The sequence below is a fragment of the Paenibacillus sp. Y660 genome, from assembly GCF_057221575.1.
In genome coordinates this window covers 39,465-52,783 of record NZ_JBXBBJ010000001.1, presented here as the reverse complement: position 1 = coordinate 52,783, position 13,319 = coordinate 39,465, and the positions used below count along the sequence as shown (strand labels likewise).

Below are 13,319 nucleotides of genomic sequence, written 5' to 3'. Positions count from 1 at the left end.
TTCATAAATCTATGTCACGGATTCAGGTACTAGTAAAAGTAGATAAATGAAATCGTATTATAGATTGACAATATTGTAAATAGTTCCATATAACCCAATAGTTTTATCCCTTATGTAATTCATCTAAATAATGGTAAATGCAAAAAGCCCAAATAGATCAAGATTCTTGATCATATGAGGGCTAATTTAGTCTCAGTTATGAATATTCGTAAAAACTGCTATTAAGAAAAAGATAGTGTAGCCCAAGTTTGTCATACCGCCTGACTAGACGAGCCGTGTACGAAATGGATTATGCCCTACACCCTTGCCGGACGGCATCGCTCCCGGCACGCCGTCAGCTTCGAGCAGAGGACGGATGACCAGCTTCGACGGCCATGTCTCGTTTTCGAACAACGCACGCAGCAGCGTGTCGCGATCGGCCTCCGGAATATCGATATGCGATGCGGCCTCCCGCAGCGCCTTCTCCGTAATATCCCACAACCGCTTTTCCGGAATCGCGTAAGTCTCCGACATAGTCTCTATAATTGAAGCCAAATTGACTTGTGTGCCAAGAGATTGAACGTAAAAAATCAATTTCTCGATCGTTTCGTTGTAAAGGCTGTTCGAATAACCCGGCCGAATGTAATATCGAGGATCTTCGATTCCGTGTTTTTCCAGATAAGGCGGGTGCAGACGCACGGAATCGTGATCACGGAACAGCATGCCTGCAACTTTGTCGTCCTTCAGCACGAGGCAGCAATTCTGTCCATGGATTTCCGGCACGATGCCGATCTTGAACAATCGCATTACAATATCATAGAACGTCGCCGCTACGTCCGTGTAGAAGCAAACAGCTTCTTCCAAGGATGGCCTCCCGCCCCGGATTTCCGTCAGGAAATGGCTGTCGTTCCACGTTACTCCCAAAGCTGACATTGGGATGACCTTATATCCCTCTTCCAATATCTCCTTAGGATAGATTCTGACTTGAGCGGCCAAATGGCGCGGATGATCATCGAATAAGCCCATCTCCGGAGGCAAATAGCCCCACCAATGCTTCTCCTCGCATAAGAAGACGCAACCCGCAAGCGTCTCATCAATGGCGACCGCTTGGCGCAGCAAACGCTCTCCGGCAAGTCCGTTCAGCAGCTTCACGACCGGCAAGTACCGCGCGGCCCCTAACGATTTCACGCTGATCGGAAGCTTCAGCATCTTCGTCGATTCGGCGGCTGGCGCGAATGAGCGCACCGATGAAGTCGCCAAGAACTCGCCCGCTTGCGTCTCCAGAAGCACGACGGTTCCATCTTCCAGCTCACGGCGGAAATCCGGCAATATTCGGTTGCGGAGCTGCCACGGATGAACGGGAATCAGCGTATACGCCTCCTTCGATAGTCCTTTTCGCGCGAGCTCATCCTCGATGCTCGCACTCGATTGTTCATCGAGTACATCGAGACTATTCACTTCCCCAAGCGCGCATCCGCTAGCAACCGCATCGTTCACGACGGCAACCCAATGAAGCGCAGTAGCATTCCCAAACTCTGCCATGTACGCCTGATAATCCCGCTCCGCGAACCCGATCTTCGCCTTGGATAGTGGATGAAACGGCCGATCGCGCAAGGAGGAGAGCCGCTCACCTTTGACAAACCACTCGTAAGCCGACTTAGGTGTGAAGTCGAGGTGCTCTCCCGCCTGTTCCAAGCTTAGGCTCAGTTGTTTGACTGCGACGTTCAGCGCTTCCAGAAAATCTGCCACGCCCGGATGAGCGTACGCTTCCTTGGATAAAGCTTGCAGCAGCACAAGACGGCCAATCTCCGCGGGAGAGTTGACGGCGGCCCAGCCCGCCCCCACTTTCTTATAAATAAGCGTATCCATCGCCCACTGAACCCCTTGCCTATAGCTGGATTCAACGAGAAAACAGATATCGCCCGCATAGACGGAAGCATGTGGCATGCCTTGGTAAAGGCACCGCACCTCATCGTCCGCCTCCGATAGTTTTTTTGTCGTTTCATCATCGATGACTATAAGCCGCTCCGCCAGAAAAGCGTCCATGAGTTCTTTTCGAATTCTGCGCTCGGCGGCAAGCAGGTTTTGCGACGATAGCGTAATCACTGTGTCCTTCTTCATCTCCGTCCCTCTTCCGTCAGATAATAAAATGCCGGGTGCGGATGACCCAGGAAATCATGGTGGGAAATCGTCCAGCAGTAAGCGCCCGACTTCTCGAAAATGAGAACGTCTCCTGCACGCAGCTGTTCAAGCTCGGCATCGGCATGAAGCCGATCCTTCGGCGTACACAGCTCGCCGACAATCGTTACCCTGCCGCCTTCGGTTTCCGGGCGCGAGAAAGGATAGGCCCATTCGTCCGTTGGCACAACGCGGAACGGATGATTATGCCCCCACGAAGCAGGCAGCCGGTTATGATGCGTACCGCCTCGAATGACAGCGAAAGCTTGATCGTGCGACCGCTTGATATCGATGACTTCGGCCACAAAATAGCCGTGATCGGCTACGATGAATCTGCCCGGCTCGAAGATCAATTGCGTATCCCCCAGATTGCGTATTTCCTCGCACTCTGCCAGAAGCGAAGTGAATCGAGCCCAATCGAAGCCCGGTTCGCCGTCGTATGTCACGCCGAACCCGCCTCCCGCATTTACGACCGTAACATCCAGCTCATAGCGCTGCTTCCATGCCTCGACTTTCTGCAAATAGAGACGCACCATATCCACATGCAATTCGGCCAGCAAATTGTTCGAGAGGGAATGGAAGTGGAAGCCGCATAGGCGAGAATGCGTATTGTTCGGTTCCTTCAGCAGCCGAATCGCCTCTTCGATCAGCGGTTCATCGAGCCCGAACGGGCTCGGGCGGCCACCCATCGCGATCTTCGTTTGCGGCAGCGTATTCGTTCTCAAGTTGACCCGCAGCAAAATTTCGGTTGGCCGGTTCAATGCCTTCGCCAGTCCGATGATTTTTTGAAGCTCCAGAAGGCTTTCCACATGGAAATACGTCACATTGCTCTGCATGGCCAGCTCCAGCTCGGTGTCTTTCTTCCCCGGACCGCCGAAGAGAATCGGAACGCTGGTCGATACTTCCCGTACCTTTAACAATTCGCCGATCGACGCCACTTCGAAGCCCTTCACGAGCGGCAGCAGCGCCTCGATAATCCGTTTGTCCGGATTGGCTTTGATTGCATAGAACAAGCTGGTTTGCGCTGGCATCGTCCGCAGCATGCCTTTAACATGCGCTCGAATGCCCGCCAAGTCGTACACGTACGCGCATACCGGCTCTCGGCTCGCCCCCTTCCATTCGGCAATCAAACGATTAATTTCCTTGCTCATTTCCGCTCCTCCATCACCTTTCGATAGTCGTTCCGCTTGTTCATATACGCGCGGAAAGCCGTATTCCGGTCGTCCCCCAGCACGAAAATATTCACGCCCCGCTCCGCCCACCGAAGATGGCCAGCCGTGCTTCGCGATACGGCCGCATACGGCACGCCGAATTTCGTTGCCGTCTCCTGCACGCGCTCCAACTGGCGCTGCACCTCCGGATGCTCGGTCTCCCAAGGCACGGACAGCGATTGCGACAGATCCGCCGCCCCTTCCAAGACGAAACCGACATGCGGTGCTGACAAAATCTCTTCGCGGCGATTTACGCCCTCCACGCTTTCGATCATTGGAACGATCAGAATTTCCCGGTTTGCTTCTGCGATGTAGTCCGACAAGGAATATTTTGCGAAAACACCCGGCCGGCCGCTGTTCAAGCTCCTCATTCCAATCGGGTGGTAATAGGCGCAGCGCACAGCCTCCTCGACTTGCCCCCTGCTCTCCACGTGGGGAATAACGATGCCTTGCGCGCCGCAATCGAGCACCTTTAGAATTTCGCCGCGATCCACCTTGGAGATTCTGACAAGCGGCGTCAGATCGAGCAGCTCCGCCGCACGAATCAACTCTTCGATCGTCTCCATGTTCGTCGAAGCGTGCTCATAATCGATAATGACGAAATCGTAGTCCGCATGGCCGATCAGCTCTACGACGATCGGGTGCGGAATAGAGACGAACAGTCCAAAGACCTGCTCGCCCGCGCCGATTTTTTCCTTCAACCTATTCCGTCTCATCTCAAGGTTTCCTTTGCCCGCTGCAGCGGGTTTTGCGCCTTGCGGAAATACAATTCACCGTCGCCGTAGATTCGGCGCTTTGTCATCTCTTCAATGAGACCGTCTTCGGAGAAGAGATCAAACAGCTCGAACCGTTCCCTATATTCCGGGTGATCGCTCTGATAACCGAGAATTGTCTTCGTGCATTTGCTCCAAAATTCCGTTTCGTTGAGCCCGAATTTCTCGAGCGTGAAGCCGATTTCCGTCATGCAGATGAAGAAGAACGCATCATAGGTGTAATCTCTCACTTCCGAAGCCGATTCCGCCTGGAGGAACGAGTAACGGTTGAATTTGCGATGCGTCTCCGGCTCCGGATGAAGCTTCGGTGCCCACTCCGGATGCAGCAGCTTGCCGGGAACGTAACGAACGCCGTCATGCAAGTCTTTTACGATGATTCGAGTCGGCAGCTCGTTCTCAAGGACAAGAATGATGTTCTGTGCATGTGATTCCAGCGCGATGCCATGGGCGTACAGCAGATGAATGATCGGAAGCGTAACAGCCTTGATCAGCGCATCGCTCCACGCTTCCACTCCGTAACGATCTATCGCGGCTTGGATAAAAGACTCTCCGTTTCGCTGCACGAGTGAAACTGCGTTTAACGGCCAGGCTTCTTCCTGGGGCGCAAGATAAGTGGATATATTCTCCCGATAGATGGCGCCAAGCGTACCGTAGGCCAAACCCTGCGCAAGCGCCGGCAGCGCTTCGTATCGAAGCGAAACGCCCATCACTTCCCTTAAAATTTGAAATCTCTCGCGGCTCAGCAGCGCATCGTTCCGGATAATCCGCTGCAGCCAGTCGCTGATCTTCGGTGCGTTCTGCGTCGTATGATGCGCGAGAATGCGGCTCGTCGACGTGTTGGTGATGCTCAGCGCCAGTTTTATATAAGCGGCGCCTGCATGGTCCCGGCGGGACAACGTCCGAATCGACTGCTGCGCCCGATACGGGCTTTGCGACGCACCCAGCAACACGATTTCTTTGTTCATCAACTGCTTTACATAGAGCGTAGGGATCCGATGCTCAACTTGCCATGGATGCAAGGGAATAAAAACGTATCTCCCGGCATCGCAGCCTTTTGCTTCCAGTAAGCTATTGAAGGTTTGTCTGTCTTCGTCCGTCAAATGATCGAGATGAACCGCATCCGCAGCCGTCTCGCCCGATACTGAAATGTCTGCAAGCCTTTCATGAACCGCTGCCCAATGCAGCGCGACGGCATGATTGAATTCCGGACCATAGGCTTCGTTATCCGCCAGCGTGAACCCTATCCTCGATTTGTAGCTCGGATGATACGGATGCCCGTCCGCCATATGACTCTCCAGCGCTTCATAATGCCGATCCTGCGCCGGAACGCGCTCTGGCTGGAACGTCTTGGCTTGATGATCCTTCGCCAGCGTCTCGAGCAGCTCGCCCACGAACTGCATGACATGCGCTCCATCCAAGCTGTTCGCAACGACTTCTTCGAGAAAGCGGTAAAGATCGGCGCAAGGCTCCCCCTCTCTTCGGATTGAATGTTTGACGAGCTTCACGCGGCCAAATGACGCTTTCTCCTCCGCCAAGCACGAATAGGAGACCGTCTCCCCGTTCATCTTTCTCCCCGTAAACATCCACACCGAGCCCTGTCGCTCGACGTCAATAATCTGCTCGAACAGGAAGGCTTCCATCGTCTGACGCATGATTCTCTCCGCGACTTCATCCAAGGCGTTTATCTTCGCATCATTTGACAAGCATCTTGTTGATTCCATTCGCTTCACTCCCTATTGTCTTCATTGCATTGTTTACGGGTGTGTAAGACGGCGTCTCGCTGTTCCCCGCAAGGCAACTGATCAAATTCCTCTTCGCGTAGAACACATCCGCCGTCAGCAGGTGAAGAACGTATTCGTTTCCCGTTTCCGCATAGGCTTCCGCCAAAACCTCCCGCACGACCGCCCACAACCGCACTTCTTGCATCTGGACATCCCTGGCTATCGCGTGTATCAAAGAACCGAGATGGTTAACGATAAAGTAGTAGTCCGTGCGCGCCCAGCATTGTTCTTTCTCATAAAAAAGAGGGCTCGCCGCGTCCTCACTTGGCAGCGCCTTCTCCCAATTCACGCTAACGCCTTCCAAGTCCCGGATTACGAACGCATGCGGCATGCCGTCCTTGATCGTAAGCAAGGTGTTCTGCAAATGCGCTTCGAAATGAATGCCATGCTCTTCCGCCGCGCGAACGATCGGAAGAAGGGAGATGGCCAAGTAACGGCGGAACCATCGTTCAATGGGAACGCGCCGATCGATCAACTCGAATAACCGGCAAGGCTCGCCCGGCACTGGTGCCTCGATTAGGCTCGACAACACATACGTCGACGTCGCGTCGAATTCAACCCTGCGATACGCGACCGTCAATAATCTGGAGATATTCTCATCATCGAAACGGCAGCCGCATACGCCTTCCTCATAGGCGATCCGTGTCGCCTCTTCGTCCCCGAAGCAGTTCCTCCCCAGCAGATAGTTCGACGCATCCAACGTTCGACGCATCTGCTCACGGCTGTTGTTTCTTCTCAGATTGGTAATTTGAATGTTTAACGGCAGCTTGATGTTGCAGGCCATATCGGGTATATAGACGGTGCGCACCGAGGAAGTCGGATAGGCCGTCGGGCCGCAGCGTCCCAGCAGGACGATCTTCTCTTCCCGGATATAAGCCCTCACGGCTTGAATCGTCTGTACGTGTTCATACTGCCAAGGGTGAACCGGCAGTAAGCGGTATGCGTCCCTCTTCGCCCGAAGTACCTGTCTCGCTTTCGCTTCGACGCTCCCCGGGAGATCGACCCGACTGCTGCCGGATACCCATTCCTCCAAATAAACATCCTCTCTCACAGCCAAATAACTCAACTGATAAGAAGCACGAAGCTCCGGACTGAATTTTCTCGCTTCCTCTTCGGTGAATCCTAGCGTATTCTTCGGAAAAGGGTGAAAGGGGTGCCCGTAGAGCAAGGATTGTTCGGAGGACAAGTAGTCTCGAACCCGATATTCAGCCGAATGTTGTAAGTAAAAGACCATGTTCCGGCAGCTGTTGCCGACCTTCTCCGCCAAATCATCTGCCCGATGGGCCGCGATAGACGGATCGCGATGGCGAATCTCCTCTGCGATGTAGCGGACCAAAGCGCCATAGTCCAACTGTTGCCCGCCATTTGTGTAAAAATCCATATATTCGTGCTCGCCCATTGCCGAATAATAAGCAAGCTTGCCCGAAATCGCAGCGCAGCTCGCCGGGAACGAGACTGCATACGTCCGGTTAGCCGGGTGAAGCGTAATCCCGCTGGCGGGTTCTTCGCCAAACTCCCTGATGTAACAATTCAACAACGTTTTGCATGCATGCGCGTTGGCTTGTTCGCGGATTCCCGTCCGCAATTTATTTTCCATGTCCAATAACCGCACCTGCCCTCTTCTTATTTATCATAAATACAAGCGGCAACGTCAGGACCATCAAGACGCCCAGCGCGATGCACTCCTCTTGTAGCGTTATCCATTTCGCGCGCGCGGCCGTCTCCCCCGACCGGGCGATCATCTGCCACCGGAAGTCATAAAAGACAGCCAGCAGCATAACTGCAAACGAAGAAGCCAGACGCTGGATCGTATTGGACAGCGCCGATCCTTCGTGCAGATCCTCTTCAGGCAACGCTTGAAGTCCGATCGCCGTCATCGTCATATCGGACAATCCGTTGCCAATGCCCCTTAACGCCATCAGACAAATCACGAGAATCAGCGAGACACCCGCTGGCACGAATGCAAAAGACAATACAGACGCCGCAACAAATCCGATGCCATAAGCGATGAATGTCAGGGATTTGCCCGCATCGAGCCAATTGCCGCCCACCCAGACGAACAGGCTCGTGAAAACAGCAGTCGGAATAAACAAGGCCCCCGCTACAAATGGCGACAGATGAAGCACGTCTTGAAAGATCAGCGGCATGACGAAGATGACCCCGAACATGACCGCATCCTGCACCGTCGAGATCAGCAGCGCAACCGTGAACACGGGGCTGCGGCGCAGCAGCCCGTAACGGATCAAAGGTTCTTCCTGGGCTTGCTCATTCCGGATGAAGCCAATCAGCATCAGGACGCCTGCCAGGAACATCAGGCATGTGACCGCCTTTGGAACGGCGGAATTGGATACGAATTGAATGCTCAGGCTAATTGCAGCAAGACTGGCCACAATCATCACAATGCCCTGAAAGCGGATGGTTTTCCTCTTGGCAGGACGATAGGATTGAATCTGGGTACAGCACAGCACGAATGAGATCAGTGCGAACGGAACGTTCATCCAGAAAAGCTGTTCCAGCTTGCCGAACTGCATGATGAAGCCGCCGAGCGTCGGACCGATCGCGGGTGCGATCGTCAGCAGCATTCCCCAAATGCCAACTACCCTTCCCCTCGTTTCTTGTCCGTAATAATCAAATAACAGCACGAGGGAAAGCGGAATCATCAACCCTGCGGCCACGCCATGCATGACGCGCACGATCAACACGATCTCCACGTAGCTGTGAAACAGCCCGCCTAGAATGGAGAACAATCCGTATAATCCGATTCCCGCAATATACGTCCACTTGCGGCCGAGTCGATCCACAACAAGCGATGTCAGAGGCATCGTAATCGTCATGGCCAACATATAAAGAATGATGATCCATCCGCTTAACGCGGTCGAAATCCCGTACGTTTGGACAAAGCTCGCCAGCAGCGTATTGAATGCGCTGTTCGTCAGCACCAAGGAGAAGGCGCCGATAAGAATCGCGAGCAGCACGGAATGCTTCTTCGCCTGGGCGAAAATCAGCATGGATATTTCGCCGTCTCTACGGCTTCCAGCACCGATTTCTCGAAAATCGAAAGCACTTCCGCCGTTTCCCGCTCCGTGATTGTCAGCGGCGGCAAGAACCGCATGACGGCAGAGCGGCGACCGCCCACTTCAATGATCAGACCATTCTTAAAGCATCTTCCTTGAATCTTGGAAGCCAGCTCACCACTCGGCGGAAAATGTCCGAGCCGGTCCTTGCGTCCGCTGGGATCGACGATTTCGACGCCGATCATGAGGCCTCTGCCGCGTACGTCACCTATTTCTTCGACCTTCTCCTGCAAGCGATCAAGCGCGTTGAAAAATTGATCGCTGCGCGCTCTCACATTCGCAAGCACGCCGTATTCCTGTATATATTTCAATGTCGCGAGCCCCGTTGCCATGCCCAGCTGGTTGCCGCGGAACGTCCCTGTATGAGCCCCCGGCTTCCATTGATCCAATTCTTCCTTGTAAATCACGACCGACATCGGCAAGCTGCCGCCTATCGCTTTCGAGCAGACGATGATGTCAGGCACGATTCCTGCATGCTCGAAAGAGAACATCGTTCCGGTTCGACCAATGCCTGTCTGCACCTCGTCCACGATCAATGGAATCCCCCTCTCGGCGGTAATTCGGCGCAATTCTCTTAGCCATTCGATATCGGCCGGAATTGCGCCGCCTTCCCCTTGAACAGTCTCTACGATCATGCCGCAGGGAGCCGCGATGCCGCTTTCGCAATCATCCAGCAAATTCTCGATATACTGCGCGCTGATTCGGGCCGTCATACCTTCTCCAACGCCGAACGGGCAACGATATTCGTAGGGAAAAGGCAGAAAGTGAACATCCGGCAGCAAGCTCTGCAAATGCTGCTTCTTGCTCAGATTGCCGCTCATCGCCATCGTCGCCTGGGTCGAACCGTGATAGCCGCCTTGGAATGCCAGAATAGACTTGCCTTTGGTCGCGTTCTTGGCGAGCTTAATAGCTGCTTCCACGCCGTCTGCGCCGGTCGGGCCGCAGAATTGGATTTTGGTTGTATCTCTTAACGGCTCGGGAAGAATCGAGAAAATCTCTTGCATGAACGCCAGCTTCAGGGGTGTGGCCAGATCCAATGTATGCAACGGAATTTGCTTCGCCAGTACATCCTTGATGGCCGCGACAATTGCTTCGTGGTTGTGGCCTAGCGCCAATGTTCCCGCGCCTGCCAAGCAATCGTAATAAGATTTGCCTTCCGTGTCAGTGATCAGGATGCCTTTCGCTTTGTCGATGACAAGCGGAAAGTGCCGCGGATACGACTGGGCATTCGACTCCTTCTCGTTCTGCAGCTCTAGATAGGACTTCCCTACGCTCGCCGATATCATTATCAATCGCTCCTTTATTCCTCGAATAGGTATTGCAAATAGATTTTGACCGGGTCAGAAGAACCTCCCTGAAAGAAAATGTGGGGATCGATCATATCCGGCAAAGCATTGACCTCCAGAATCCCTCCATTCTCATCGTCCAGCGGAAGACCGATATCTTTGCAGCGGATATCTACGCCGGCTACGTCGACCTGCAATGCTTTTGCAGCCTCAATCGCAATATCGATATTCATCCGGCATATTTCCGCGGTTCGGTCTGTCACCACTTCGCTGATGTCATTCGCCGCTATATTCCCTCTTGCGAATAGCTCTACCCGCATCCCTTTCTCAACGATGTCATGAACGTTCATGCCCTGCTCCCGCAGGTGGAGGAGCACGATATCCGATTCCGCATCAATCGGCTGAAACGAACCAACCGTTCCCGCGGCGTTGCGCTTAAGCTGCTGCTCGTTCAATCCGTTAATAAGCTGCCCGACCGTCGAACGGCCGTCGCCTTCGACGAACGCGGGCCGGTATTCCAAGACGCCCACCGCTTTGCCCGCGATGACCAATACCCGATAATCGCAGCCCTCCACGTATCGCTGAATCATGACGCTCTCGCTATGAAGACGCGCTGTTCGAATGGCTTGATCCAAGCCTTCCTGGCAACGAACGCCTAGCGTCACGCCAATGCTTTTGTTCAAGTCCAGCGGCTTCACGGTGACGAGACGATGCTCGCACAAGAAGCGTTCAGCTTCTTCACCCATTCCAAAGACGACGATATGCGCCGGCACCGGCAGCCCTCGTCTTCGCAGGAGAAGATTGGTCGCCTCTTTGTTCTTGGCCAGCAATCCCGCCATTAGCGGCATTTTGTGCGATCTGGTCTTGTTGATAATAATGCTCTTGCCTTCATAAGACAGCTCGAGAAAATCTTCATTTCCCGGAATCAGCGGCTTGCAGGCGATTCCCAATTCTGCTGCCTTGCTCATAATGAGTTTGTTCTGCGGGTTCTGAACCTGAGCTTCAGGTTTCAAAGCCACCCCTCCCAGACGACAAGCGAAACGTGGTGTTATGCTTTTGTCGATTTTATTTGATAATGATAATCAATATCATTATGCATGCCTATCATAAGAGAAAGCATTCCTAATTGTCAATATTTATAAATTGATGAGTTATCTTGTCAGCTTGTAGGTTGTTGTGGATACGGGGAAATATCCGAAGTGAGAGAGATCAATTGGGGTTAGACATGCCTTCGAAACAACAGTATCGATAGGCGGTTAACCGCCTATCGATGCCAGTTCGTGTTTTATTTTAGGACAGCTAGCACAATAATCGTTAGGGTCATCCGAGGCCTGATAGTATAAACAACAGGTTTTACGAAGGCGAATAGGCGCTTCCGAAGCGCAGGTAATAACTTTGGGGCTATCGAATTTGGCAAGCGGATTCTTCGTTTCACCGAATAGATGCGCAGGCGCCGCGGTACGCAAATAGTGATAGTCAGCTTGAATTCGCGTTTGCTGGACGGGGTCGGCGCCTTCTGCGAATTTGTTCTCGTACAGCCAATATACGTAGATCGCCGTATTCTCCCACAAAACGGAAATGGAGATCGAAGCTGATTTGGACATAGCACGCCAGGCTTTGGCCAGATTGTCAGCGAACACATTGCGGATCACAAGGTCTCGCCATTCGTCGCGACCGCCCTCCTCGGGCCTAACGACATTCCAATCGGCTAAGCGCACCTTTGGCAGCCAGGCTTTGCCTTGATGGTGGGATTCAACATGGCAGTTACCGATAGAATAATCCAGGCTTTTGTCATATCTGCTCATGGCGTAAAGGCTGGATGCAAGAATTAAGAAGCTGTATCTCTTGGCGAACAGCGAGGCGTTCGCCTTGCTGGATGTCGCTTCGAAGATGCTGGAAACCTTCTCTAAATAAGCCAAACTTTTGTCTCGATCCAACAGGTCGATTGCTGGAATAGAGTACCATCTGTCCACCGACGGCTCCAACGCCAAGCGGTGATCCTTTACTAATGCGTCGATTTCTTCAGGCATATATTGAAATAGCATCTCTTTTCCCTCGTTTACTTAGATTGTTCTGCCCTTGCCGTACGGCACGCAAATCGGCGTTCCTGCATCTCTCCTTTATTTACCATAAATCTTAATCGCTTGGTAAGGCGATGTCAATGATATTGATAGTCATTATTAATTAGATGTTGAAATTGGACGATATTTCCACTAGAATACGTTTGAAGTCAGAAGCCGACGAATCATATAAGCATGGGAGGAACTTTAATTGAAACACACTTTTACAATCGCCCTCGTAACAGCGCTGTGCCTCACGACGGCCTGCGGCTCTTCACCGTCATCGAATCGATACATAGAGAAAGGGGCTCAGCCTACGAGCGAGCAGACCGCAAACGAGCAGACCGACCAGAAGGTTCAGCCAGAGCAGACGCCTAGCGAGCAGATCGCCCAGTCCGAGCAGTTGAAGCAAGACACGCCCGACAGTGAAACACAGGCCGAAACGGCGACAACAACCGAGAGCCCGGCAAAGGAACAGCACGCAATACCAACAAGCAAACCTTCAGCTAAGTCGTTTAAGCCTCAAAAGCCGCAGGAAGCCAAGAAGGACAATGCGTCCATCGGCAAAGCCGTCACGGATTCCATCATGGATAAAAGGAATGATACTGCAGTCGCGGAGGACCCAGAAACCTTAAAGCTAAAAACGTCCATACCAAACATCCGCGAGCTCGTCAAAGACCTGAAGCAGCAAGCAGAGAGCGGCGACGTGAAAAAAATCGCAGAAGTCTCCTCTCAAATCTCGCAGGGTTGGAACGGTATGAAATCGGACGTCGAAGCCTCCCATCCGGATATGCTGAAATTTTTGCAAGAAAAAATCGACAAATTAAATGAGCTGCAAGCCGCCGAAACGCTCGACACGAGCGCAATTCTGCAGCTGGACTACGAACTGTATCAAGCATTTCGTCAATTGGCCGACAAAGCAGGCATTTAAAAAGAAAATCATTATTTGGTAAATTATTCTTGACAAACAAGAGAGT

10 protein-coding genes are annotated in these 13,319 nt (G+C 52.7%); 1 reads left to right on the top strand and 9 read right to left on the bottom strand.

All coding sequences use genetic code 11. The annotated features are described in order from the left end of the window. Positions 1 to 264 precede the first annotated feature (264 nt). The 9 genes from AC2TDN_RS00240 to AC2TDN_RS00200 all read right to left on the bottom strand — a co-directional run bounded on the left by AC2TDN_RS00240 (position 265) and on the right by AC2TDN_RS00200 (position 12,327). Positions 265 to 2,100 (bottom strand): IucA/IucC family protein, encoded by a 1,836-nt coding sequence (locus AC2TDN_RS00240; protein ID WP_484686628.1) that lies wholly within the window; start codon positions 2,098 to 2,100, stop codon positions 265 to 267. Further along, positions 2,097 to 3,308 (bottom strand): type III PLP-dependent enzyme, encoded by a 1,212-nt coding sequence (locus AC2TDN_RS00235; RefSeq protein ID WP_484686627.1) that lies wholly within the window; start codon positions 3,306 to 3,308, stop codon positions 2,097 to 2,099. The genes AC2TDN_RS00240 and AC2TDN_RS00235 overlap by 4 nt, the downstream gene beginning before the upstream one ends. Continuing rightward, a complete protein-coding gene (locus AC2TDN_RS00230) occupies positions 3,305 to 4,084 on the bottom strand; it encodes an HpcH/HpaI aldolase family protein (protein WP_482065280.1) in 780 nt (259 codons plus the stop codon). Before AC2TDN_RS00230 ends, AC2TDN_RS00235 begins: the two co-directional genes overlap by 4 nt. Beyond that, positions 4,081 to 5,862 (bottom strand): IucA/IucC family protein, encoded by a 1,782-nt coding sequence (locus AC2TDN_RS00225; protein ID WP_484686626.1) that lies wholly within the window; start codon positions 5,860 to 5,862, stop codon positions 4,081 to 4,083. Before AC2TDN_RS00225 ends, AC2TDN_RS00230 begins: the two co-directional genes overlap by 4 nt. After that, positions 5,834 to 7,519: an IucA/IucC family protein gene (locus tag AC2TDN_RS00220; protein WP_484686625.1), complete on the bottom strand. Its 1,686-nt coding sequence runs from the start codon at positions 7,517 to 7,519 to the stop codon at positions 5,834 to 5,836. The genes AC2TDN_RS00225 and AC2TDN_RS00220 overlap by 29 nt, the downstream gene beginning before the upstream one ends. After that, positions 7,509 to 8,930, bottom strand: coding sequence for an MFS transporter (locus AC2TDN_RS00215; RefSeq protein WP_484686624.1), 1,422 nt, complete (start codon positions 8,928 to 8,930; stop codon positions 7,509 to 7,511). Before AC2TDN_RS00215 ends, AC2TDN_RS00220 begins: the two co-directional genes overlap by 11 nt. Beyond that, positions 8,924 to 10,282: a diaminobutyrate--2-oxoglutarate transaminase gene (locus AC2TDN_RS00210; RefSeq protein ID WP_484686623.1), complete on the bottom strand. Its 1,359-nt coding sequence runs from the start codon at positions 10,280 to 10,282 to the stop codon at positions 8,924 to 8,926. Before AC2TDN_RS00210 ends, AC2TDN_RS00215 begins: the two co-directional genes overlap by 7 nt. 14 nt (positions 10,283 to 10,296) lie before the next feature. Beyond that, positions 10,297 to 11,295 carry a hypothetical protein gene (locus AC2TDN_RS00205; protein ID WP_482065285.1) on the bottom strand — a complete coding sequence of 333 codons (999 nt, stop codon included), beginning with the start codon at positions 11,293 to 11,295 and terminating at the stop codon, positions 10,297 to 10,299. 243 nt (positions 11,296 to 11,538) lie between these two features. Further along, on the bottom strand, positions 11,539 to 12,327 hold the full coding sequence (locus AC2TDN_RS00200; RefSeq protein ID WP_484686622.1) for an IucA/IucC family C-terminal-domain containing protein: 789 nt from the start codon (positions 12,325 to 12,327) through the stop codon (positions 11,539 to 11,541). A gap of 226 nt (positions 12,328 to 12,553) precedes the next feature. Between AC2TDN_RS00200 and AC2TDN_RS00195 the strand changes: the two genes are divergently transcribed. Beyond that, positions 12,554 to 13,273: a hypothetical protein gene (locus AC2TDN_RS00195; protein WP_482065287.1), complete on the top strand. Its 720-nt coding sequence runs from the start codon at positions 12,554 to 12,556 to the stop codon at positions 13,271 to 13,273. Positions 13,274 to 13,319: the final 46 nt, after the last annotated feature.

Coding starts and splice junctions, on each gene's coding strand:
- AC2TDN_RS00240 (WP_484686628.1), bottom strand. CDS start 2,100: ATGAAGAAGGACACAGTGATTACGCTATCGTCGCAAAACCTGCTTGCC.
- AC2TDN_RS00235 (WP_484686627.1), bottom strand. CDS start 3,308: ATGAGCAAGGAAATTAATCGTTTGATTGCCGAATGGAAGGGGGCGAGC.
- AC2TDN_RS00230 (WP_482065280.1), bottom strand. CDS start 4,084: ATGAGACGGAATAGGTTGAAGGAAAAAATCGGCGCGGGCGAGCAGGTC.
- AC2TDN_RS00225 (WP_484686626.1), bottom strand. CDS start 5,862: ATGGAATCAACAAGATGCTTGTCAAATGATGCGAAGATAAACGCCTTG.
- AC2TDN_RS00220 (WP_484686625.1), bottom strand. CDS start 7,519: ATGGAAAATAAATTGCGGACGGGAATCCGCGAACAAGCCAACGCGCAT.
- AC2TDN_RS00215 (WP_484686624.1), bottom strand. CDS start 8,930: ATGCTGATTTTCGCCCAGGCGAAGAAGCATTCCGTGCTGCTCGCGATT.
- AC2TDN_RS00210 (WP_484686623.1), bottom strand. CDS start 10,282: ATGATATCGGCGAGCGTAGGGAAGTCCTATCTAGAGCTGCAGAACGAG.
- AC2TDN_RS00200 (WP_484686622.1), bottom strand. CDS start 12,327: ATGCTATTTCAATATATGCCTGAAGAAATCGACGCATTAGTAAAGGAT.